The 19738-nt window shown below is 59.5% G+C and carries 23 protein-coding genes; 11 read left to right on the forward strand and 12 right to left on the reverse strand.

Annotated features, from left to right (window positions below):
• Nucleotides 1-12: 12 nt before the first annotated feature.
• From dsbA to ACZ89R_RS18635, 3 genes are all read right to left on the reverse strand, one after another.
• Nucleotides 13-654 (reverse strand): thiol:disulfide interchange protein DsbA, encoded by a 642-nt coding sequence (gene dsbA / locus ACZ89R_RS18625; RefSeq protein WP_429544974.1) that lies wholly within the window; start codon nt 652-654, stop codon nt 13-15.
• Between the two features lie 198 nt (nt 655-852).
• Nucleotides 853-1464: a c-type cytochrome gene (locus ACZ89R_RS18630; RefSeq protein ID WP_123500513.1), complete on the reverse strand. Its 612-nt coding sequence runs from the start codon at nt 1462-1464 to the stop codon at nt 853-855.
• Between the two features lie 46 nt (nt 1465-1510).
• Nucleotides 1511-1801: a c-type cytochrome gene (locus tag ACZ89R_RS18635; protein ID WP_038980343.1), complete on the reverse strand. Its 291-nt coding sequence runs from the start codon at nt 1799-1801 to the stop codon at nt 1511-1513.
• Between the two features lie 191 nt (nt 1802-1992).
• Here ACZ89R_RS18635 and yihA point away from each other — a divergent pair, with 191 nt between their 5' ends.
• A complete protein-coding gene (gene yihA, locus ACZ89R_RS18640; RefSeq protein WP_123500515.1) occupies nt 1993-2634 on the forward strand; it encodes a ribosome biogenesis GTP-binding protein YihA/YsxC in 642 nt (213 codons plus the stop codon).
• A 300-nt stretch (nt 2635-2934) separates the two neighbouring features.
• On the opposite strand, the gene polA is transcribed toward yihA, so the two are convergent.
• On the reverse strand, nt 2935-5703 hold the full coding sequence (polA, locus tag ACZ89R_RS18645) for a DNA polymerase I (protein WP_429544973.1): 2769 nt from the start codon (nt 5701-5703) through the stop codon (nt 2935-2937).
• Nucleotides 5704-5777: 74 nt separating this feature from the next.
• On the opposite strand from polA, the gene ACZ89R_RS18650 reads away from it, so the two are divergent.
• On the forward strand, nt 5778-6065 hold the full coding sequence (locus ACZ89R_RS18650) for a DUF2782 domain-containing protein (protein WP_123500518.1): 288 nt from the start codon (nt 5778-5780) through the stop codon (nt 6063-6065).
• 59 nt (nt 6066-6124) lie between these two features.
• Nucleotides 6125-7075 (forward strand): homoserine kinase, encoded by a 951-nt coding sequence (locus ACZ89R_RS18655; RefSeq protein ID WP_008076252.1) that lies wholly within the window; start codon nt 6125-6127, stop codon nt 7073-7075.
• Between the two features lie 88 nt (nt 7076-7163).
• Here ACZ89R_RS18655 and ACZ89R_RS18660 read toward each other — a convergent pair whose 3' ends face one another.
• Entirely contained in the window at nt 7164-8084 is a 921-nt protein-coding gene (locus tag ACZ89R_RS18660) for a zinc ABC transporter substrate-binding protein (RefSeq protein ID WP_192345224.1), read from the reverse strand.
• A gap of 66 nt (nt 8085-8150) precedes the next feature.
• On the opposite strand from ACZ89R_RS18660, the gene zur reads away from it, so the two are divergent.
• The 7 genes from zur to ACZ89R_RS18695 all read left to right on the forward strand — a co-directional run bounded on the left by zur (nt 8151) and on the right by ACZ89R_RS18695 (nt 13740).
• Nucleotides 8151-8633: a zinc uptake transcriptional repressor Zur gene (gene zur / locus ACZ89R_RS18665; RefSeq protein WP_429544972.1), complete on the forward strand. Its 483-nt coding sequence runs from the start codon at nt 8151-8153 to the stop codon at nt 8631-8633.
• Entirely contained in the window at nt 8633-9412 is a 780-nt protein-coding gene (znuC, locus tag ACZ89R_RS18670) for a zinc ABC transporter ATP-binding protein ZnuC (protein WP_429544971.1), read from the forward strand. The genes zur and znuC overlap by 1 nt, the downstream gene beginning before the upstream one ends.
• The gene (znuB, locus tag ACZ89R_RS18675; protein WP_429544970.1) at nt 9405-10193 is read left to right on the forward strand and encodes a zinc ABC transporter permease subunit ZnuB; all 789 of its coding nucleotides are present in this window, start codon (nt 9405-9407) and stop codon (nt 10191-10193) included. Before znuC ends, znuB begins: the two co-directional genes overlap by 8 nt.
• A gap of 37 nt (nt 10194-10230) precedes the next feature.
• Nucleotides 10231-10947: a PA5502 family lipoprotein gene (locus ACZ89R_RS18680; protein WP_429544969.1), complete on the forward strand. Its 717-nt coding sequence runs from the start codon at nt 10231-10233 to the stop codon at nt 10945-10947.
• Between the two features lie 277 nt (nt 10948-11224).
• Nucleotides 11225-12232 carry a methionine ABC transporter ATP-binding protein gene (locus tag ACZ89R_RS18685; RefSeq protein ID WP_429544968.1) on the forward strand — a complete coding sequence of 336 codons (1008 nt, stop codon included), beginning with the start codon at nt 11225-11227 and terminating at the stop codon, nt 12230-12232.
• A complete protein-coding gene (locus ACZ89R_RS18690; protein ID WP_429544967.1) occupies nt 12232-12906 on the forward strand; it encodes a methionine ABC transporter permease in 675 nt (224 codons plus the stop codon). The genes ACZ89R_RS18685 and ACZ89R_RS18690 overlap by 1 nt, the downstream gene beginning before the upstream one ends.
• Before the next feature lie 60 nt (nt 12907-12966).
• Nucleotides 12967-13740, forward strand: coding sequence for a MetQ/NlpA family ABC transporter substrate-binding protein (locus ACZ89R_RS18695; RefSeq protein WP_123500530.1), 774 nt, complete (start codon nt 12967-12969; stop codon nt 13738-13740).
• Nucleotides 13741-13967: 227 nt separating this feature from the next.
• Here ACZ89R_RS18695 and ACZ89R_RS18700 read toward each other — a convergent pair whose 3' ends face one another.
• Genes ACZ89R_RS18700 through ACZ89R_RS18720 form a run of 5 tightly spaced genes read right to left on the reverse strand, consistent with a single transcriptional unit; the run spans nt 13968 to nt 17876 of the window.
• Nucleotides 13968-14603, reverse strand: coding sequence for an SCO family protein (locus ACZ89R_RS18700; protein WP_063341991.1), 636 nt, complete (start codon nt 14601-14603; stop codon nt 13968-13970).
• Entirely contained in the window at nt 14600-15499 is a 900-nt protein-coding gene (cyoE, locus tag ACZ89R_RS18705) for a heme o synthase (RefSeq protein ID WP_429544966.1), read from the reverse strand. Before cyoE ends, ACZ89R_RS18700 begins: the two co-directional genes overlap by 4 nt.
• Complete coding sequence (locus ACZ89R_RS18710) at nt 15487-16566, reverse strand: COX15/CtaA family protein (protein WP_429544965.1); 1080 nt, start codon at nt 16564-16566, stop codon at nt 15487-15489. The genes cyoE and ACZ89R_RS18710 overlap by 13 nt, the downstream gene beginning before the upstream one ends.
• Before the next feature lie 10 nt (nt 16567-16576).
• Entirely contained in the window at nt 16577-17170 is a 594-nt protein-coding gene (locus tag ACZ89R_RS18715; protein ID WP_123500536.1) for a hypothetical protein, read from the reverse strand.
• Complete coding sequence (locus tag ACZ89R_RS18720; protein ID WP_123500538.1) at nt 17136-17876, reverse strand: SURF1 family protein; 741 nt, start codon at nt 17874-17876, stop codon at nt 17136-17138. Before ACZ89R_RS18720 ends, ACZ89R_RS18715 begins: the two co-directional genes overlap by 35 nt.
• A gap of 70 nt (nt 17877-17946) precedes the next feature.
• Between ACZ89R_RS18720 and ACZ89R_RS18725 the strand changes: the two genes are divergently transcribed.
• The gene (locus ACZ89R_RS18725) at nt 17947-18150 is read left to right on the forward strand and encodes a twin transmembrane helix small protein (protein ID WP_030129650.1); all 204 of its coding nucleotides are present in this window, start codon (nt 17947-17949) and stop codon (nt 18148-18150) included.
• 16 nt (nt 18151-18166) lie between these two features.
• Here ACZ89R_RS18725 and ACZ89R_RS18730 read toward each other — a convergent pair whose 3' ends face one another.
• Nucleotides 18167-19054 carry a cytochrome c oxidase subunit 3 gene (locus tag ACZ89R_RS18730; protein ID WP_123500540.1) on the reverse strand — a complete coding sequence of 296 codons (888 nt, stop codon included), beginning with the start codon at nt 19052-19054 and terminating at the stop codon, nt 18167-18169.
• A 33-nt stretch (nt 19055-19087) separates the two neighbouring features.
• Complete coding sequence (locus ACZ89R_RS18735) at nt 19088-19645, reverse strand: cytochrome c oxidase assembly protein (protein ID WP_429544964.1); 558 nt, start codon at nt 19643-19645, stop codon at nt 19088-19090.
• Nucleotides 19646-19738 lie beyond the last annotated feature (93 nt).

The raw sequence follows: 19738 nt of genomic DNA on the forward strand, positions 1-19738 counted from the left end.
CAGGTGCCGCGCTTAGTTGGCGACGGCCTTGGTTGCCGCTCGCTCTTTGGCAACCAGTTGGTCGGCCAGTTTCAGCGCTTGTTCGGCACCGCCAGCAGAGCCGATGTCAAAGCGATACTTGCCGTTGACGACCATGGTAGGCACGCCGGAGATTTCATATTTCTTTGCAAGCTCTTTGGCTTTGTTGATCTGGCCCTTGATGGCGAAGGAGTCGAAGGTGGCCAGGAACTTGTCCTTGTCTACACCTTGGGTCGCCAGGAAGTCCGCCATGTCTTCTTTGTCGGTCAGTTTCTTGTGTTCTTTCTGAATCGCTTCGAAAACTGCGGCGTGAACCTTGCTTTCGACGCCCATGGCTTCAAGGGTCAGGAACATCTGGCCGTGTGCGTCCCAAGGGCCGCCAAACATGGCCGGAATGCGCACGAAGTTCACGTCGGAAGGCAGCTTTTCAACCCATGGGTTAATGACGGGTTCGAAGGCATAGCAATGCGGGCAACCGTACCAGAACAGCTCCACGACTTCGATCTTGCCAGGCACGGCCACCGGGACCGGATTGCTCAGCTCGACATAGGGCGCTGCAGGTTTTTCGGCGGCTTGGGCAGTCATGCCGAACAGGCTGGCAGCGACGAGCGCGGCGCTGATGATCAGATTACGCATGCTTTACTCCTGGACAATTGGGTCGCCTCGCGCGACCTGTTTTCAGACAGATCCTGGCGGGCTTGAGTTTGTAGTGTAACGGCAGCGGCCACAAAAAAGGGCAGCCAAAGCCACCCTTTTTATGTTTGCATCGACGGATTAATCGAGTGTTAACGTTGCAAGAGATGTACATCTCCAGCAACGCTTGTTCGATGAGTCTCAGTGCAAGCCTTGAATATAGCTGGAGACTGCGGCGATATCTTCGTCGCTCAGCTTTTTAGCGATGCTCTGCATCGGTTTGGTATCGCCGTCGTTGGTCCGGCCACCTTCTTCTTTCCTGAAGTCGGTCAGTTGCTTGCCGACGTACTGAGCATGCTGGCCGCCCAGATGCGGGAAGCCCGCAGCTGCGTTGCCCTTGCCGTCCGGAGAGTGGCAGCCGGTGCAGGCTGGCAGACCCTTGGCCAGGTCGCCACCACGGAACAACGCTTCACCGCGCGCCACGACTTTCGGATCGGCGGCACCGACGCTGCCTTTCTGGCTGGCGAAGTAGGCGGAGATATCAGCCAGGTCCTGATCGCTCAGGTTGGTCAGCAGGCCGGTCATTTCCAGCACCGTGCGCTTGCCGGACTTGATGTCGTGCAGCTGTTTGTTCAGATAACGCTCGCCCTGGCCCGCCAGTTTCGGAAAGTTAGGCGCCATGCTATTGCCATCCGGGCCATGGCAGGCACCGCATACGGCGGCTTTCGCCTGGCCGGCGGCTGCATCACCTGCAGCATGGGCAATGCCGGAGATCCCCACGGTCAACAGCAGACTCACGATCAGTTTGTTCATCAGCTAATCCAACTACGGCTAAGGGTTAAAGAGTTATGGGCCGGGTTTACTCGCTCATCCAGTGGATGATGGCTCGGTAATCCTCGGCACTGCAGTCCATGCACAAACCACGCGGCGGCATCGCCTTGAAACCCTGGGTCACGTGTTGCACCAGCGTCTCCATACCTTTCGCCAACCTCGGCGTCCAAGCTTCCTGATCGCCCTTGCGGGGCGCCATGGGTAGTTGGCCGGAATGACAGGCACCACAAACACGGTTGTACACAGCTTCCGGATCCTGTGTAGCCTGAGCGCTGTAAAGCGGCATCAAGACACCGGCAGCTAGCAGCCATTTCGTCATAAAACGACCTTTTCAGGGTTGAGAGCGTGCTGCGTTCTAATGCGCAATCAAGGTTAATCGCTCTCGTGAACTTCATCCTACGCTGGGACAAAGCGCACACAAAATCTGCGGCATTATATACTGGCGTCACTGAAACGGAAACGACACAGCTTGCCGCGTCCATTCCCGGCGCCGCCCACATCGGAAATCCCATGCAACTCAAGAACCCCATCCTCGGTCTGTGCCAACAGTCCACCTTCATGCTCAGTGCCGCCAAAGTCGACCAATGTCCCGACGACGAAGGCTTTGAAGTGGCTTTCGCCGGGCGTTCCAACGCCGGCAAGTCCAGCGCATTGAACACCCTGACACACGCCAGCCTGGCGCGGACCTCGAAAACTCCGGGTCGCACGCAGCTGTTGAACTTCTTCAAGCTAGACGATGAACGCCGTCTGGTCGACCTGCCGGGTTACGGTTACGCGAAAGTGCCAATCCCGCTGAAGCTGCACTGGCAGCGTCACCTGGAAGCCTATCTGGGCGGTCGCGAGAGTTTGAAAGGTTTGATTCTGATGATGGACATCCGTCATCCAATGACCGATTTCGACCTGCTGATGCTCGATTGGGCCGTCGCCAGCGGCATGCCGATGCATATTTTGCTGACCAAGGCAGACAAGCTGACCTATGGCGCGGCGAAAAACGCGCTGCTCAAGGTTCAGGCGCAAATCCGCAAGGGCTGGGGCGATACGATTACTATCCAGCTGTTTTCGGCACCCAAACGCATGGGGCTGGAAGACGCCTACACTGTACTGGCGGGCTGGATGGAGTTGGCGGACAAGGGCAGCGAAGCTGCCGAGTAAGGTTTTACAGGTGAAAAGCCAGGCAAAAAAAACCCCGGACTTCATATGGGGAGGGAGAAGTTCCGGGGTTCAAGTTCCGGACCGCTAGGGCGGGGTCCAGATATCTGCCAACACTTAACACAACATAGGAGCATCGAAGGGCTTCACCAGCCATTCAGTATCTCTGAGTGGCGGTTCACGGATTTAGTTCAGACTATTTTCAAAAACCATTGGAAATAATCGATGTCATTTTCCGCACTATAGCCCTTCGTTATTTTGTGCTGCGGCATAAGGCCGCAGCACAGGCGTCGTTCAGGCCGATCAGTGCGCTTCATCCCAGTTGTTGCCTACGCCTACCTCGACCAGAAGCGGTACATCCAGCTGTACGGCGCTACTCATGTGGACGCGAATGTCCTCACGCACCTGCTCGATCAGGTCCTCACGCACCTCAAGCACCAATTCATCGTGTACCTGCAGGATGACTTTGGCGTCCAGGCCTGACGATGTCAGCCAGTTATCCACCGTTACCATGGCTTTTTTGATGATGTCCGCCGCGGTGCCTTGCATTGGGGCATTGATTGCCGTGCGCTCGGCCGCTTTGCGCAGAGCCTGGTTTTTTGCGTTGATTTCCGGCAGGTAGAGACGACGGCCGAAGATGGTTTCGACGAAACCTTGCTCGGCGGCCTGGGCGCGCGTGCGCTCCATGTATTCCAGTACGCCGGGATAACGGGCGAAGTAGCGGTCGATGTAGGCCTGGGACTGTTTGCGGTCCACGCCGATCTGCTTGGCCAGGCCAAACGCGCTCATGCCGTAGATCAAACCGAAGTTGATGGCTTTCGCACTACGACGTTGATCGTTGGTGACCGCGTCCAGTTCGACGCCAAACACCTCTGCGGCCGTTGCCCGGTGTACATCGAGGTTGTTGCGGAAGGCATGCAGCAAACCTTCGTCCTTGGCCAGATGCGCCATGATCCGCAGTTCGATTTGCGAGTAGTCCGCGGCCAGCAGCTTGTAGCCTTTCGGCGCGACGAACGCCTGACGAATCCGGCGACCTTCGGCAGTGCGAATCGGAATGTTCTGCAGGTTCGGGTCGATGGACGACAAACGTCCGGTGGCGGCAACGGCTTGCTGGTAAGACGTATGGATGCGCCCGGTGCGAGTGTTGATCTGCTCTGGCAAACGGTCGGTGTAGGTGCTTTTGAGCTTGCTCAGCGAGCGGTATTGCATCAGCACCTTGGGCAGTGGGTAGTCCTGTTCGGCCAATTCGGCCAACACCGCTTCGGCGGTCGAGGCCTGGCCTTTGGCGGTTTTGCTGAGTACGGGCAAGCCGAGCTTTTCGTAGAGGATCACGCCCAGTTGCTTCGGCGAACCCAGGTTGAACTCTTCACCGGCAATGGCAAAGGCCTCGCGCTCAAGGGCGACCAGTTTCTCGCCCAGTTCGACGCTCTGGATGCCCAGCAGGTTGGCATCCACGAGCGCGCCCTGGCGTTCGATTCGGGCCAGAACCGGCATCAGCGGCATTTCAATCTCGTTGAGCACTTTGCCCAGGCTTGGCGTTGCTGCCAGTTTTTCCTGCAATGCCAAGTGCAAACGGAAGGTGACGTCAGCGTCTTCGGCGGCATAGGGGCCTGCCAGCTCAAGAGAGATCTGGTCGAAAGTCAGCTGTTTGACGCCTTTGCCCGCGATCCCTTGAATGTCGGTCTTGCTTTGGCCCAGGTATTTGAGCGCCAGGCTGTCCATGTCGTGGCGGGTGGCCGTCGAGTCCAGGACGTAAGACTCGAGCATGGTGTCGTAGGCAATGCCCTGAACAATAATCCCGTTGGTCTGATCGCCACCGATGGCGCAGTTGGCGAGAATGTTGGTTTCGAACTTGGCGTGTTGGCCGACTTTCAGCTTATTCGGGTTTTCCAGCAGCGGCTTCAGCGCCAGCAGCACAGTGTCGCGATCCAGTTGCTCCGGCACGCCCATGTAGGAATGGGTCAGCGGAATGTAGGCCGCTTCGTTGGCCGCGACGGAAAACGACAGGCCCACCAGTTGTGCATGTTGGGCATCGCTGCCGTTGGTTTCGGTGACGAAGGCGATCAACGGCGCCTTGTCGAGCTTGTCCAGCCAGGCCTCGAAGTGCTTCTGGTCGAGGATGGTTTCGTACTTCGCTTCGGCGGCCCCCGGCTGTTCCTGGACGACCTCGACAATGTCCTGACCTGCGCGCTTGGCATCGCGCTGGTTCTCTTCGAACCAGCTCTTGAACTCCAGCAGGGAATACAGTTCGGCGAGTTTATCGTGATCCGGTGGCCCCATATGCAAGTCATCGAGGCCGAAGTCCAGCGGTACATCGATCTTGATGGTTGCCAAGCGATAAGACAGAAAGGCCATTTCCTTATGTTCTTCAAGCTTGGCCGGCAGGGTCTTGGCGCCACGAATCGGCAGGGTCGGGACGATGTCGAGCTGAGCATAGAGCTCGGCCAGGCCGCCGTTCACACCGACCAGCAGGCCGGAAGCGGTCTTCGGACCGATACCCGGAACGCCAGGAATGTTGTCGGACGAATCGCCCATCAGTGCCAGATAATCGATGATCTGCTCGGGAGCGACGCCGAATTTCTCCTTCACGCCTTCCACGTCCAGCGCGCTACCGGTCATCGTATTGACCAAGGTAATGTGCCCGTCGACCAGTTGCGCCATGTCCTTGTCGCCGGTGGAGATCACCACCGGACGGTCGGCGGCCGCGCTGCTGCGGGCCAGGGTGCCGATCACGTCGTCGGCTTCGACGTTGTCCACGCACAGCAATGGAAAGCCCAAGGCCTTGACGCTGGCGTGCAACGGTTCGATCTGAACCCGCATGTCGTCGGGCATGCTTGGGCGATTGGCCTTGTATTCGGCGAACATTGCGTCGCGGAACGTCCCGCCCTTGGCGTCGAACACCACGGCGAACGGGCTGTCCGGATACTGCTTGCGCAGACTCTTGAGCATATTCAATACGCCTTTGACCGCTCCGGTCGGCAGGCCTTTGGACGTGGTCAGCGGTGGCAGCGCGTGAAAGGCGCGGTACAGATAAGAAGAACCGTCCACCAGGACGAGGGGGGCTTGGCTCATGAGCAGGATCAACCTTTTCGGCGGGTCCGGCGCTAGAATAGCGGGACCGTTGACGACAAAGGGACAAGGTTATCATGCGCACACTAAATCGCTTGTTGCTGGCTGGCTTGTTTGCAATCACTCCATTGGCTGTCATGGCGGCGGACGAAGCGCCCTCGGCAGACCCGGATGTAACAATCCGCACGGAAGGCGATAAAACCATTCAGGAGTATCGGCAAAATGGTTTTTTGTATGCCATCAAGGTGACCCCGAAAGTCGGCAAACCGTATTTCCTGGTGCGCGCTGATGGCTCCGACGGTAACTTCATCCGCTCGGACCAGCCGGATATGCTGATTCCGTCGTGGAAAATATTCGAGTGGTAAACCGCTCCTAACTTAAATCGGCGCCGGCAGTCGCGGCGCCCGTACTGGCAGTTTTAACCATGTCTGTGTTCACCCCCCTGGCTCGGCCCGAGCTGGAAACCTTTCTCGCCCCTTACGGGCTTGGCCGCCTGCTTGATTTCCAGGGGATCGCCGCCGGTAGCGAAAACACCAATTTCTTTATCAGCCTGGAGCAGGGTGAGTTTGTCCTGACTCTGGTCGAGCGCGGTCCGGTGCAGGAGATGCCGTTTTTCATCGAACTGCTCGACGTGCTGCACGACGCCAACCTGCCGGTGCCTTATGCCCTGCGCACCACCGACGGCGTCGCGTTGCGCGAACTGGCCGGTAAACCTGCGCTGTTGCAGCCCCGTCTGGCGGGCAAGCACATCAAGGACGCCAACGCGCAGCATTGCGCTCAGGTCGGCGAGCTGCTGGCTCATCTGCACTTGGCGACCCAAGCCAACATGATCAAACGCAAAACCGATCGCGGCCTGGACTGGATGCTGGAAGAGGGCACGCAGTTGCTTTCGCACCTGAATGCCGAGCAAAGCGATTTGCTGCAACGGGCGCTGGATGAAATCACACAGCAGAAGACGAAAATTCTGGCGCTGCCGCGGGCCAACATCCACGCCGACCTGTTCCGCGATAACGCGATGTTCGAAGGCACGCACCTGACCGGGTTGATCGACTTCTACAACGCCTGTTCCGGGCCGATGCTCTATGACGTGGCGATTGCCTTGAACGATTGGTGCTCGGACGAGCAAGGGCAGCTTGATGGCGCTCGGGCGCGGGCATTGCTGGGCGCTTATGCCGCGCTAAGACCGTTTACCGCTGCCGAGGCCGAGCTATGGCCGACCATGCTGCGCGTGGCGTGCGTACGGTTCTGGTTGTCGCGGTTGATCGCCGCGGAGTCTTTCGCCGGGCAGGACGTGTTGATTCACGATCCGATGGAATTTCAGTTGCGGCTGATGCAGCGGCAGAAGGTCCACACACCGCTGCCGTTCGCGCTTTAAAGTCAAAAGATCGCAGCCTTCGGCAGCTCCTACGGGGGTTTTGTGTACCGCTGTAGGAGCTGCCGAAGGCTGCGATCTTTTTAGGGGCTTACAACGACTCCAAACACCCCGCCAAATCATTCCCCAGCTTTTCCAGCAGTTGCTCATACCCTTGAGCGGTCGCTGGCGTGTACCCGCCGAGCGCATCCAGCTCCGCCAGTTTCACCGGCAGCCCGGCCACCAGGGTTTCTGCCAGGCGCGGGCGCAGCGGTGGTTCGCTGAACACGCAAGTCTTGCCCACTTCCTGCAACCGAGTGCGCATCGCCGCCACGTGCTGGGCGCCGGGTTGTACTTCGGCTGCGACACTGAATACGCCAGTGTGCTTGAGGCCGTAAGCGTCTTCGAAGTAGTCGAAGGCTTCGTGAAACACGAAGTAAGGCTTGCCCGCGATACCCGCCAGACGAGCCTTCAAGCGCAGGTCCAAAGCATCCAGACGCTCATCGAACACCTTGAGATTGCTCTGGTAGCGCGCTGCGTTGGCTGGATCGGCGGCACTCAGATCGGCGGCCATTTTGGTAGCGATCACGCGGGCGTTGATCGGTGACAACCACAAATGCGCATCCAGATTGCCAGGGCGGTGATCGTGGTCATGCTCGTCGGCTTCTTCGGCGTGGGAGTGGTTATCTTCGGCGAAGTGTCGCAGTTTCAGGCCAGGCAAGTCTTGCACCGCGACGCTGGGCAACGTACGACCTTTCAGCACACGGGGCAGGAAACCTTCCATGTCCGGGCCGATCCAGTACAGAAGATCCACCGATTGCACTTTCCGTACATCGGATGGGCGCAAGGCATAGTTATGGGGCGAGGCACCGGGCGGCAGCAAAACTTCCGGAACCGCTACGCCGTCCTGCACCGCCGCGGCTATCAGCTGCAGAGGCTTGACGCTGGTGAGGACTTTAACCTCGGCTTGAGCTGAGCCGATCAGCAGAAAACTGGCGACAAATGCGACAAAGATAGAAAAAAGTCGGGACACGATGACCACTCAAAGAGGCGAGAACGGGTAACATAATAACGTCTCTCACAAAACTCGTCGCCGCTCATGCCTAAAACACCGATTGCCAGCCGTCCCCACGACCACTCTCATTGCGTGCATAGCGCATTGTCTGAGGCCGATGTCCTGTGCGCACGTCAGGGGCTGCGTCTGACCGCTTTGCGCCGGCGAGTGCTGGAACTGGTATGGCAAAGCCACAAACCGTTGGGTGCCTATGACATTCTGGCGGTGCTCAGCGAGCAGGACGGCCGTCGCGCCGCGCCTCCTACCGTGTACCGCGCGCTGGATTTCCTGCTGGAAAACGGCTTGGTACATCGCATCTCCTCGTTGAACGCCTTCGTCGGCTGCAATCACCCGGAACACGCCCACCAGGGGCAGTTTCTGATTTGCCGCAAATGCCACGCCGCCATCGAACTCGAACAGAAATCCATCAGCGACGCGATTATCGATAGCGCCAAAGATGTCGGATTTATCGTCGAAGCCCAGACCGTTGAAGTCATCGGTCTCTGCTCGGGTTGCCAGGGGGCTTGATGAGCAACGCGCTGATTCGTCTCGAACAGGTGGCTGTCACCTTTGCCGGGCAAAACGTGCTGGACAACATCGAGCTGAGTGTCGAGCCGGGGCAGATCGTGACCTTGATCGGCCCCAATGGTGCCGGCAAAACCACGCTGGTGCGCGCGGTGCTCGGCCTGTTGAAACCGGACAGCGGCAGCGTCTGGCGCAAGCCGAAGTTGCGCGTCGGTTACATGCCGCAAAAACTCCATGTCGACCCAACCCTGCCGCTTTCGGTGCTGCGCTTCTTGCGTCTGGTGCCGGGCGTGGACCGGACTCGGGCGTTGGCCGCCCTCAAGGAGGTCGGTGCCGAACAGGTCATCGACAGCCCGGTGCAAAGTGTTTCCGGTGGCGAAATGCAGCGAGTGCTGCTGGCGCGGGCATTGCTGCGCGAGCCAGAATTGCTGGTGCTTGATGAGCCGGTACAAGGCGTCGACGTGGCGGGTCAAGCCGAGCTCTACAGCCTGATCACACGCTTGCGTGATCGTCATGGTTGCGGCGTTTTGATGGTTTCTCACGATTTGCATCTGGTGATGAGCACCACCGACCAGGTGGTGTGCCTGAATCGCCACGTCTGCTGTTCCGGACATCCCGAGCAGGTCAGCGGCGATCCCGCATTCGTCGAGCTGTTCGGAAAAAACGCACAAAGCCTGGCGATTTATCATCACCATCACGACCACGCCCACGACCTGCATGGCTCGGTGGTCAGCGCGGGCCCGTCGACTCACGTTCATGGAGATAGCTGCAAGCATGGCTGATTTTCTGCTCTTTGCCCTGCTTGCAGGTCTGGCCCTGGCGCTGGTCGCGGGGCCGTTGGGTTCGTTCGTGGTGTGGCGGCGCATGGCCTATTTCGGCGACACCCTGTCCCATGCGGCGCTACTCGGCGTGGCGCTGGGTTTTCTGCTGGATATCAGCCCGACCGTTGCCGTCACGGTAGGCTGCTTGTTGCTGGCGGTATTGCTGGTGACGTTGCAACAAAGGCAGCCCCTGGCGTCTGACACGCTTTTGGGAATTCTCGCACCCAGCACGCTCTCTCTTGGCTTGGTGGTACTAAGCTTCATGCATGAAGTGCGGATCGACCTGATGGCCTATCTGTTCGGCGACTTGTTGGCGATCAGTCCGACCGATCTGGCGTGGATCCTCGGCGGTAGCGCGGCGGTGCTCGCCTTGCTTGTCACGCTGTGGCGACCTTTGCTGGCGATTACGGTGCATGAAGAACTGGCCAAAGTGGAAGGTTTGCCAGTGGCGGCGTTGCGCCTGGCGCTGATGTTGCTGATCGCCGTGGTGATTGCGGTGGCGATGAAAATCGTCGGCGTGTTGCTGATTACTTCGTTACTGATTATTCCGGCGGCTGCGGCACAGCGTCACGCCCGCTCGCCGGAGCAGATGGCATTGGGCGCGAGCTTGCTGGGCATGCTCGCGGTGTGTGGCGGGCTGGCGTTGTCCTGGTTCAAGGACACCCCGGCCGGCCCGTCGATTGTGGTGACGGCCGCCGCGCTGTTTCTGCTGAGTTTTGTCCTGCCCCGTCGAGGGGTGTAGACTTGCTCGTTTTTTGCGCAAATAGAGAGTCGCAGGAATGAAGCCGTTCGCCTCCCGTTATCTGCTCCTTGTCGCATTTTCGCTGCTGCTGGGCGCTTGCCAAAGCACGCCACCGGCGGCCACCGAGACCCCCGATGCGCGGGCCACGGCGATCGCACAGCTGGAACAAAGCCTGGCCAGCAGCGAACTGGCCACCGCCGAAGGACAATTGGCGGCTTTGCAGGCCGAGTCGCCCAACGATCAATCCCTCGAGCAATACCAGCGGCAATTGGCCGAAGCTTATTTGCTGCGTAGCCAGATCGTGCTGCAAAAAGGTGATGTGAATGCAGCAGCCACCGCTCTCAGCCGTGCCCGGGTGCTGATGCCCATGGCCCCGGCGCTGACCGGTGGCGTCAACAGTGCCATTGTCCATGCGCGAAAGGCTGAACTGGATAAAGCCGAAGCAGCTCTCAAGGCTGCCGAAGCCAAACCTCAGGCCAAAGTCATCGACCCGACGGCTGAAAGCACTACGGTGGCGTTGAACCTCAGCGATATGAGCAAGCTTCGTCGTCAACTGGATGCCATCGCTGCCGATGTGGTGAATTATCAGTGCGACGTGAGCATTCAGGCTCCGCGCACCCAGGATTACCCATGGCTGGCCACGCTGCTGACCAAACGGGTGAAGAAGCTGGATTCGGAGTTTGATCTGAAGCTGGAGAAACAGATTCTGCGCAACATTCCGGCGCAGATGGTTTTGAGTCCGCGTAAGCCTTAAAAGCTTCGCGGGCAAGCCTCGCTCCTACAGTTTTGACGTTTGTTCGTTGATCACTGAACCTGTAGGAGCGAGGCTTGCCCGCGAAGGCGTCCTCCTGTTCGATAAAGATCCTCAAGCCGGAATCGCCTTGGCCTTTGGCCCCCTACCTTTGATCGCGTTATTGCCAAATCGCTGGTTGAATGCGAAATAAATGCTAAGAACCTCTATACGGACAGGCTAAAATGCGCGCCCGGCTAACCGCTGATCCTTTTCTAACGCGCCCCACAAGGTTCGCTACGTGATCGAGTTTCAAAACGTCCACAAAACTTACCGCGTCGCCGGTAAGGATATTCCCGCCCTGCACCCGACCAGTCTGACGATTGAGAATGGTCAGGTTTTTGGTCTGATCGGCCATTCCGGCGCGGGGAAAAGTACCCTGCTGCGTCTGATCAACCGCCTGGAGAACGCCAGTGGCGGCAAGATCATCGTCGATGGCGAAGAAGTCACCGCGCTGGACGCCAATAGCCTGCGGCGCTTCCGTCAGCAGGTCGGGATGATTTTCCAGCACTTCAACCTGCTGGCGTCCAAAACCGTGGCCGACAATGTCGCGCTGCCGCTGACCCTCGCCGGTGAACTGTCCCGTAGTGAAATCGACCGGCGTGTGGCGGAGTTGTTGGCGCGGGTCGGCCTGTCCGACCATGCGAAAAAGTACCCGGCGCAATTGTCCGGTGGTCAGAAGCAGCGTGTCGGCATCGCCCGCGCCCTGGCGACCAAACCGAAAATCCTGTTGTGCGATGAAGCCACCAGTGCCCTGGACCCACAAACCACGGCGTCGGTCCTGCAACTGCTGGCCGAGATCAACCGCGAGCTGAAACTGACCATCGTCCTGATCACCCACGAAATGGATGTGATCCGTCGAGTCTGCGATCAGGTGGCGGTGATGGATGCCGGCAAGATCGTCGAGCAAGGCTCGGTGGCCGAGGTGTTCCTGCATCCCAAGCACCCGACCACCAAGCGCTTCGTGCAGGAAGACGAGCAAATCGACGAAAGCGAACAGCGCGACGACTTCGCTCACGTACCGGGGCGCATCGTGCGTCTGACCTTCCAGGGCGAAGCGACCTATGCGCCGTTGCTGGGTACCGTTGCCCGGGAAACGGGCGTGGACTACAGCATCCTGGCCGGTCGCATCGATCGCATCAAAGACGTCCCTTACGGGCAATTGACCCTGGCCGTTACTGGTGGCGACATGGAAGCGGCGTTTGCCCGCTTCACCGCCGCTGACGTCCACATGGAGGTGCTGCGCTAATGGACGTCCTGATGAGTTTCTTTTCCAATATCGATTGGTACGAAATCTGGCTGGCTACCGGCGACACCCTGCTGATGCTCGGCGGTTCGCTGTTGTTCACGGTGCTGCTGGGCCTGCCATTGGGTGTGCTGTTGTTCCTGTGCAGCCCGCGCCAGTTGCTGGAAGCCAAAGGCGTGTACGCGATGTTGTCGCTGGTGGTGAACATTCTGCGTTCGCTGCCATTCATCATTTTGCTGATCGTGATGATTCCGTTCACCGTGTTGATCACGGGCACCTCCCTGGGTGTCGCCGGTGCGATTCCACCGTTGGTGGTGGGCGCCACGCCGTTCTTCGCGCGACTGGTGGAAACCGCCTTGCGTGAAGTGGATCGCGGCATCATCGAGGCGACCCAGGCCATGGGCGCGACGACACGTCAGATCATCATCAATGCCTTGCTGCCGGAAGCCCGCCCGGGCATCTTCGCGGCGATTACGGTGACAGCGATTACACTGGTGTCCTACACGGCAATGGCCGGTGTGGTCGGCGCTGGCGGCTTGGGCGACCTGGCGATCCGTTTCGGTTACCAGCGTTTCCAGACCGATGTGATGGTTGTGACGGTCGTGTTGCTGCTGATGCTGGTTCAAGTGTTGCAAACCGTTGGCGACAAATTGGTTGTCCACTTCTCACGTAAATAAGTCATGAGCCGGCCATTCGCTGGCAGGCGCCAAACGGGCGCCTCACAAGGAGTTAGCTGAATGAAAAAACTACTCGTCGCGTTCGCTGCCGTTGCAGCCTTTTCCGCACACGCTGCCGACACCCTGACCGTCGCGGCCACCCCGGTGCCTCACGCGGAAATCCTCGAGTTTGTTAAACCGGCCCTGGCCAAAGAAGGCGTGGATCTGAAGGTCAAAGTCTTCACCGACTACATCCAGCCGAACGTGCAGGTGGCCGAGAAGCGTCTGGACGCCAACTTCTTCCAGCACCAGCCGTACCTGGATGAGTTCAACAAGGCCAAGGGCACTAACCTTGTCAGCGTTGCCGGTGTGCACCTGGAGCCGCTGGGCGCTTACTCCAGCAAGTACAAAGCGCTGACCGAACTGCCGGGCGGCGCCAACGTGGTGATCCCGAACGACGCCACCAATGGCGGTCGTGCGCTGTTGCTGCTGGCGAAGGCTGGCCTGATCAAGTTGAAGGATTCGAACAACATCCTGTCGACCGTGAAGGACATCACCGAGAACACCAAGGACCTGAAATTCCGCGAGCTGGAAGCCGCAACCATCCCGCGCGTGCTGACTCAGGTCGACCTGGCGCTGATCAACACCAACTACGCGCTGGAAGCCAAGCTTGATCCGTCCAAGGACGCGCTGGTTATCGAAGGCAGCGACTCGCCGTACGTGAACATCCTCGTTGCTCGTCCGGACGACAAGGACAGCGCCGCGATGCAGAAACTGGTTGCTGCCCTGCACAGCCCGGAAGTGAAAGCCTTCATTCTCGAGAAGTACAAAGGCGCGGTAGTGCCGGCGTTCTGACGTTGAAGGGGACGCAGAGCGTCCCTGGCTGCATTCCCACGCGGAGCGTGGGAACGATCAAAAACGGGGACGCATTGATTGCGTCCCCGTTTTTTTATGCCTGAAACACCGTACCTGTGGGAGCGGCGGTGCGGCGATCCGACTTGCTCGCGAAAGCGGTGTAACAGTCAACGTTGATGTTGGATGTTATGGCCTCTTCGCGAGCAAGCCCGCTCCCATTGTGTTGGTTATTCGCGCTTGAGCATCACCGGCAACTGCGCCACCAGCTTCTGATTGTTCAACGGTGCACGAATAAACCCGCGTTGAGTCCCGTCCGGCCCGATCACTGCGAGGTTGCCGCTGTGGTCGACGGTGTAGTTCGGCTTACTGGTGTCCGCCGGAATAAACGGAATACTCACCGCATTGGCCAGCTTCTGAAGGTCTTCGACCGAGGATGCCGTCAGCCCGATGAACTGTGGATCGAAGTAGCCCAGGTATTGCTTGAGTTGCTTGGGCGTGTCGCGGTTCGGGTCGACGCTGACCAAAACGACCTGCAACTTGTCCACAGCATCCGCCGGCAGTTCACTCTTGATCTGCCGCAGTTGGGCGAGGGTGGTCGGGCAGATGTCCGGGCAGAAGGTGTAGCCGAAGAACAACACACTCCATTTGCCTTTCAGCTCGTTGATCGCCACCGGCTTACCGTCCTGATCGGTCATCTTCACGTCCGGCAGGTTACGGCTTTGGGGCAACAGGATGATCCCCGCATCGATCAGTGCCGTCGGGTCGCCCTGGTTTTTTCCGGTCAGAACTTTATTGATGGTCAGGCCCAGGATCAGCGCGATCAAGGCGACGAGAATGAAGACGGTTTTCTGGGTTCGAGTCATAGGTTCAACAGTAAGTAGTGGTCTACGAGCAGCGCGATAAACAGCAGGAACAAGTAGTAAATAGAGTACTTGAACGTGTTGATCGCCGCGTGCGGCCGAGTGCCACGGTACAGCACCACGGCCCATTGCAGAAACCTCGCGCCCAGTGCGAGGGCACAAATCAGGTAGAGCACGCCGCTCATGTGGATCACGTAGGGCATCAGGCTGACGGCCAGCAGCGCAAAGGTATAAAGCAGGATGTGGACTTTGGTGTAGTGCTCGCCATGGGTCACCGGCAGCATCGGAATGTCAGCCTTGGCGTATTCCTCTTTGCGGTGAATCGCCAGCGCCCAGAAATGCGGTGGAGTCCAGGCGAAGATAATCAACACCAGCAGCAACGGTTCGGCGCTGACATGACCGGTGGCGGCGGTCCAGCCGAGCAGCGGCGGGGCCGCACCGGCGAGGCCGCCGATGACGATGTTCTGCGGCGTCGCGCGTTTCAGGAAGCCGGTGTAAACCACGGCATAACCGAGCAAGGAGGCGAGGGTCAGCCATGCCGTCAACGGGTTGGTGAAGGCCAGCAGCAGAGCTTGGCCGAGCAGCGCCAGCACCAGCGCGAAAGTCAGCGCAGCGGTTGGAGAAACCCGACCTTCGGCCAAGGGCCGCTTGCGAGTTCGGGCCATGACCGCGTCGATGCGCCGGTCCACCACATGGTTGACCGCCGCCGCACCGCCGGCACACAAGGCAATCCCCAGATTGCCGAACACCAGCACCGTCCACGGCACCCCGGCGCGCGTCGCGAGGAACATGCCGACCAGCGAGGTGATGAGCATCAGCACCACCACTTTCGGCTTGGTCAGCTCCAGGTAATCGCGCCAGATTGCCTGACTGTGACGTTCGCCGATCAGGGTCGCCATGGCATTTCTCCTTTTATTGTTATGGGCCCGGCCGAGTGTTTACGCAGGCTGAGACGCCAGCGTACTGGGGGCTGATGCTTGACCCGAACCAGGCTGGTTCGCGCGTGATAATTGACCAGCACCATCGTCAGCAACAGCGCTGCACCGCCGGCGTTGTGGGCGACGGCCACCGGCAGCGGCAAGTGGAACACCACATTGCTGATGCCCAGGGTGATTTGTGCGGCCAGGGCGATCAGCACCATGGCGGCCAGGCGCGTCATGCCGACGGCCTTCAGTTGCCAGGCCAGACCGAGCAGAACGAGGGTGACCAGTAGCGCGCCGATACGGTGAGTCAGGTGAATCGCGGTGCGGGCATCGCTGTCCAGTTGCCCGCCCAGGTAATTGGGGCCGATGTGTTGGGTCAGGTGAAAGCCGTTGGCGAAATCAGTCGGTGGCAGCCATTGCCCGTGGCAGGTTGGAAAGTCGATGCAGGCCACCGCCGCGTAATTGGAGCTGACCCAGCCACCCAGGGCAATTTGCAGGATCACCAGCAACAAGCCGGCGGTCGCCCAGTGCTGCAAACGCCGTGGCACGGTGAGCGCCGGCAACACGCCGGACAGGCGCAGGGTCAACAGAAACAACAGGCTCAAGGTCGCAAAGCCGCCGAGCAAATGCCCGGTGACCACTTGCGGCCAGAGCTTGAGCGTCACCGTCCACATGCCGAATGCCGCTTGGGCGAGCACCACCGCCAGGACAAACAACGGCAGTTTCACCGGCTGCCCCGGATGATGACGATGGGTCCAGGCGCGGCCCGCCAGCACCGCGATCAGCAGCCCCAATGTGCCGGCGAAGTAGCGATGAAGCATCTCGTTCCAGCCTTTGTTGGCTTCCACCGGTGCGTGGGGAAAATGCAGCTCAGCATGGGCCAGTTGGGCTTCGCTGTTCGGCACGCTGATAAAGCTGTAGCAGCCGGGCCAGTCCGGACAACCAAGACCGGCATGGGTCAGGCGGGTGTAGGCGCCGAGCAACACCACAATCAGTGCCAGCAAGGTGGCAAACAGCGCGAGGCGAAATCCAGGTTTGGCCATGACGATGCCCTTATCCGATGTTCGACAGTTTCAGCAAATGGCGCAGGTCGTTGAGCAGGTCCTTGCCCTTCACCGTCGGGTCGTAGCGCAGCACCAGGTTGCCGTGAGGGTCGATGATCCACAGGTGCGGGGTGTCATTGCTCTGAGCGCCTTTGCTGTAGGTCGGCGGGTCCAGGGAATAACGTTGCAGCTGCGGGTACTCACGTTGAAGTTTAGTCTCGTAATCGCTGTTCAGCGGCTGTGCGATGGCCAGCGCATGGCTGGCGCGGGAGGCATCGCGACCGAGGCCGATCTGGATCTGGCGCGCCAGATACACCAGCTGCTGGCAGTCCACCGAACAGTCCTTGGGCGCTGTCACCAGCAACTGCCAGCGGTCTTCTTGCGCCGGTACGCCGATGTCGGCGCGGGTCTGGCCATTGCCGATCAGTTCACCGTGATAACTGCGGCCCTCCGGCACCCAGAACTGCAATTTGTACATGCCGGTGGCGAGGATCATCGGACCCACCACGCCCAACAGGATCAGTAACAACTGCAAGCGCCCGCGCCGACGATTTACCGGCGTTTTCGCCTCAGACATGCCGAGTGGATTCATGGCCGCTCCCATTATTGTTCTCCTTTGCGTTGTGCCAGCCGAGATAGAGGTAAAGGCCGAGCAGGGCTATCGACAGGGCGAACCACTGCACGGCATAAGCCAAGTGTTTTTCCGGCCCCATGGCCACCACCGGCCAATCGGCCTGGTAGGTCGCGGGGCCGCTTTGTGCGCGTAATTCGTAGGCGAAACCATCACGGTCAAGCGCCGCCCAGAGCCTGGCCGGTTCAATGGCGGTGACCAGTTGTGGCCAGGTCGTGGTGTCTGGGTCGGTATGCAATTGGAACGTTGCGCCGGGGGAAACGTAGACCCAGGCGTCGAGGCTCAATGCCTGAGTCGGTGTGGTGAATGACGGCGGTGTGCGCCGATCCGGCCACGGCAACCAGCCGCGATTGACCAGCAGCCAGAGCCCGGTTGCCCGGTCCTGGAACGGTTGTAGCAGCTCGACCCCGACCTTGCCGTCGCGCTGACGGTTGTCCAGCAGCAGGCTATGTTCGGCATCGAACTGACCGTGCAGGCGAACCCGGCGGAAGGCCGGATCTTCGGTGTGTTGCAGTTCAGTGCTGGCCATCGGTTCGGCCGCCCGGCGCTCGGCGTAGCTTTGCAGCAGCGCGCTTTTCTCCGCGCCCCGGCTCAACTGCCAGAAACCGAGTGACACCAGCAAAGGCAGCAGCATCGCGACCACCAGGGTCGGCAAGAGGCCCGGCCGGAAGCGTTTCATGGCGTTGCCAGAAAGTCGGTAATCGCGATAGCTATACTCAAATGCATCGCCTGTCCCCCGGAGTGTCACCATGCTCAAAGCAGCCATCGTCCTGATGCTGATTGCCACGGTTGTCAGCCTGTTCAGCGGCCTGTTTTTTCTGGTCAAGGACGACAGCCACTCGAATCGCCTGGTCATCGCCTTGAGTGTTCGTGTTGCGCTGGCCGCCACCACTGTCGGCTTGATCGCCTGGGGTTTTTTCAGCGGGCAGTTGGTGTCTCACGTGCCTTGGTAGTCATGAAAGCCAAGGCTCAGAGCACATAGACGAAAACGAACAGACCGATCCACACCACGTCCACGAAGTGCCAGTACCAGCTCGCCGCCTCGAAGGCGAATTGATGGTCGGCATCGAAGTGCCCGCGCATGATCCGCATCAGCATGACGAACAGAATGATCGTGCCGATGGTCACGTGGGCGCCGTGGAAACCGGTGAGCATGAAGAAGGTCGCGCCATAGATGCCGGAACCCAGAGTCAGGCCCAGTTCGTGGTAGGCGTGCAGGTATTCTTCGGCCTGGAAACCGAGGAACGCGCAACCGAGCAACACGGTCAACGCCAGCCAGATTTTCAGTGCGCCGCGATGGCCCTTCTTCAAGGCGTGGTGAGCAATGGTCACGGTGACGCTGGAACTCACCAGCAGCACGGTATTGAGCAGCGGCAGGCCCCAGGGGCTGATGACTTCCTTGGGGGGAGGAAAGAGTTTCGGGTCCGGGTTGTTCAGCAGCGGCCAGGTGAATTCGAACGTCGGCCACAGCATGTGAGCGAGGCCTTTGGTGCCTTCACCGCCCAGTGCCGGGCCCGTGATGTTGCGCACATAAAACAGCGCGCCGAAAAAGGCGATGAAGAACATCACCTCCGAGAAAATGAACCAGCTCATGCCCCAGCGGAACGAACGGTCCATCTGTGCGCTGTACAACCCTTGGCGACTTTCCTTGATCACCGTGCCGAACCAGCCGAACAGCATGTAGGCCAGCAGCAATCCGCCGACGAAAAAGATCAGCGGACCGTGGGATTCCGGCCGCGCAGCCTTCAGGTCGTTGAACCAGGTGCCCAGGCCGAACACCGTGACGAACATGCCGACCGTGGCGATAATCGGCCATTTGCTCTGGGCCGGAACGTAATAATGTTCATGAGTTGCCATTTATTGTTCTCCTTATCGGGCACGCTTTAACGTCTAGCCGCCGGTGCTTGCTGCAACAGCCACGGGCGGATGACGTGCGGTGATGTCGAACAGCGTGTAGGACAGCGTCAGGTGCTTCACTTCCTTGGGCATGTCGCGGTCAACAATGAACCGTACCGGCATCTCGATTCGCTGACCGGGCTGCAGCACTTGCTGGGTAAAGCAGAAACATTCGGTCTTGTGGAAGTACGCGGCTGCGTTGCTGGGCGCGATGCTCGGCACTGCCTGAGCACTCATCGGGCGATCAGTCGGGTTATGGGCGATAAAAATCATCTCGTTCACCGCCCCGGGGTGCGCGACCAGTTCATCGCCCTTGGGATAGAAATCCCAGGCCATGTCGGCGGCGTTGGTCGACAGAAACTGCACGCGAACCTGCCGCGAGACGTCGACCGTTTGCTCGCCTTCATACTGTCCGGAGGTTTTGCCATTGATGCCGAACGCCTGGCACATCACGTCGTAGATCGGCACCAGGGCAAAGCCGAAGACAAACATCGCCACCACCACCAGCAACAGGCGAGTGACCAGTTTCTTCAAAGAAATAGAGTCAGCCATGGCTTCCAACCTCTACGGATAACCCGGTTGGAGCGGGCCTTTGTGGCGAGGGAGCTTGCTCCCGCTGGGTCGCGAAGCGGCCCCAAAAGCTTT

The organism is Pseudomonas sp. TE3728 (assembly GCF_056279145.1).

Coding starts and splice junctions, on each gene's coding strand:
- dsbA (WP_429544974.1), bottom strand. CDS start 654: ATGCGTAATCTGATCATCAGCGCCGCGCTCGTCGCTGCCAGCCTGTTC.
- ACZ89R_RS18630 (WP_123500513.1), bottom strand. CDS start 1,464: ATGAACAAACTGATCGTGAGTCTGCTGTTGACCGTGGGGATCTCCGGC.
- ACZ89R_RS18635 (WP_038980343.1), bottom strand. CDS start 1,801: ATGACGAAATGGCTGCTAGCTGCCGGTGTCTTGATGCCGCTTTACAGC.
- yihA (WP_123500515.1), top strand. CDS start 1,993: ATGCAACTCAAGAACCCCATCCTCGGTCTGTGCCAACAGTCCACCTTC.
- polA (WP_429544973.1), bottom strand. CDS start 5,703: ATGAGCCAAGCCCCCCTCGTCCTGGTGGACGGTTCTTCTTATCTGTAC.
- ACZ89R_RS18650 (WP_123500518.1), top strand. CDS start 5,778: ATGCGCACACTAAATCGCTTGTTGCTGGCTGGCTTGTTTGCAATCACT.
- ACZ89R_RS18655 (WP_008076252.1), top strand. CDS start 6,125: ATGTCTGTGTTCACCCCCCTGGCTCGGCCCGAGCTGGAAACCTTTCTC.
- zur (WP_429544972.1), top strand. CDS start 8,151: ATGCCTAAAACACCGATTGCCAGCCGTCCCCACGACCACTCTCATTGC.
- znuC (WP_429544971.1), top strand. CDS start 8,633: ATGAGCAACGCGCTGATTCGTCTCGAACAGGTGGCTGTCACCTTTGCC.
- znuB (WP_429544970.1), top strand. CDS start 9,405: ATGGCTGATTTTCTGCTCTTTGCCCTGCTTGCAGGTCTGGCCCTGGCG.
- ACZ89R_RS18680 (WP_429544969.1), top strand. CDS start 10,231: ATGAAGCCGTTCGCCTCCCGTTATCTGCTCCTTGTCGCATTTTCGCTG.
- ACZ89R_RS18690 (WP_429544967.1), top strand. CDS start 12,232: ATGGACGTCCTGATGAGTTTCTTTTCCAATATCGATTGGTACGAAATC.
- ACZ89R_RS18695 (WP_123500530.1), top strand. CDS start 12,967: ATGAAAAAACTACTCGTCGCGTTCGCTGCCGTTGCAGCCTTTTCCGCA.
- ACZ89R_RS18700 (WP_063341991.1), bottom strand. CDS start 14,603: ATGACTCGAACCCAGAAAACCGTCTTCATTCTCGTCGCCTTGATCGCG.
- cyoE (WP_429544966.1), bottom strand. CDS start 15,499: ATGGCGACCCTGATCGGCGAACGTCACAGTCAGGCAATCTGGCGCGAT.
- ACZ89R_RS18710 (WP_429544965.1), bottom strand. CDS start 16,566: ATGGCCAAACCTGGATTTCGCCTCGCGCTGTTTGCCACCTTGCTGGCA.
- ACZ89R_RS18715 (WP_123500536.1), bottom strand. CDS start 17,170: ATGGGAGCGGCCATGAATCCACTCGGCATGTCTGAGGCGAAAACGCCG.
- ACZ89R_RS18720 (WP_123500538.1), bottom strand. CDS start 17,876: ATGAAACGCTTCCGGCCGGGCCTCTTGCCGACCCTGGTGGTCGCGATG.
- ACZ89R_RS18725 (WP_030129650.1), top strand. CDS start 17,947: ATGCTCAAAGCAGCCATCGTCCTGATGCTGATTGCCACGGTTGTCAGC.
- ACZ89R_RS18730 (WP_123500540.1), bottom strand. CDS start 19,054: ATGGCAACTCATGAACATTATTACGTTCCGGCCCAGAGCAAATGGCCG.
- ACZ89R_RS18735 (WP_429544964.1), bottom strand. CDS start 19,645: ATGGCTGACTCTATTTCTTTGAAGAAACTGGTCACTCGCCTGTTGCTG.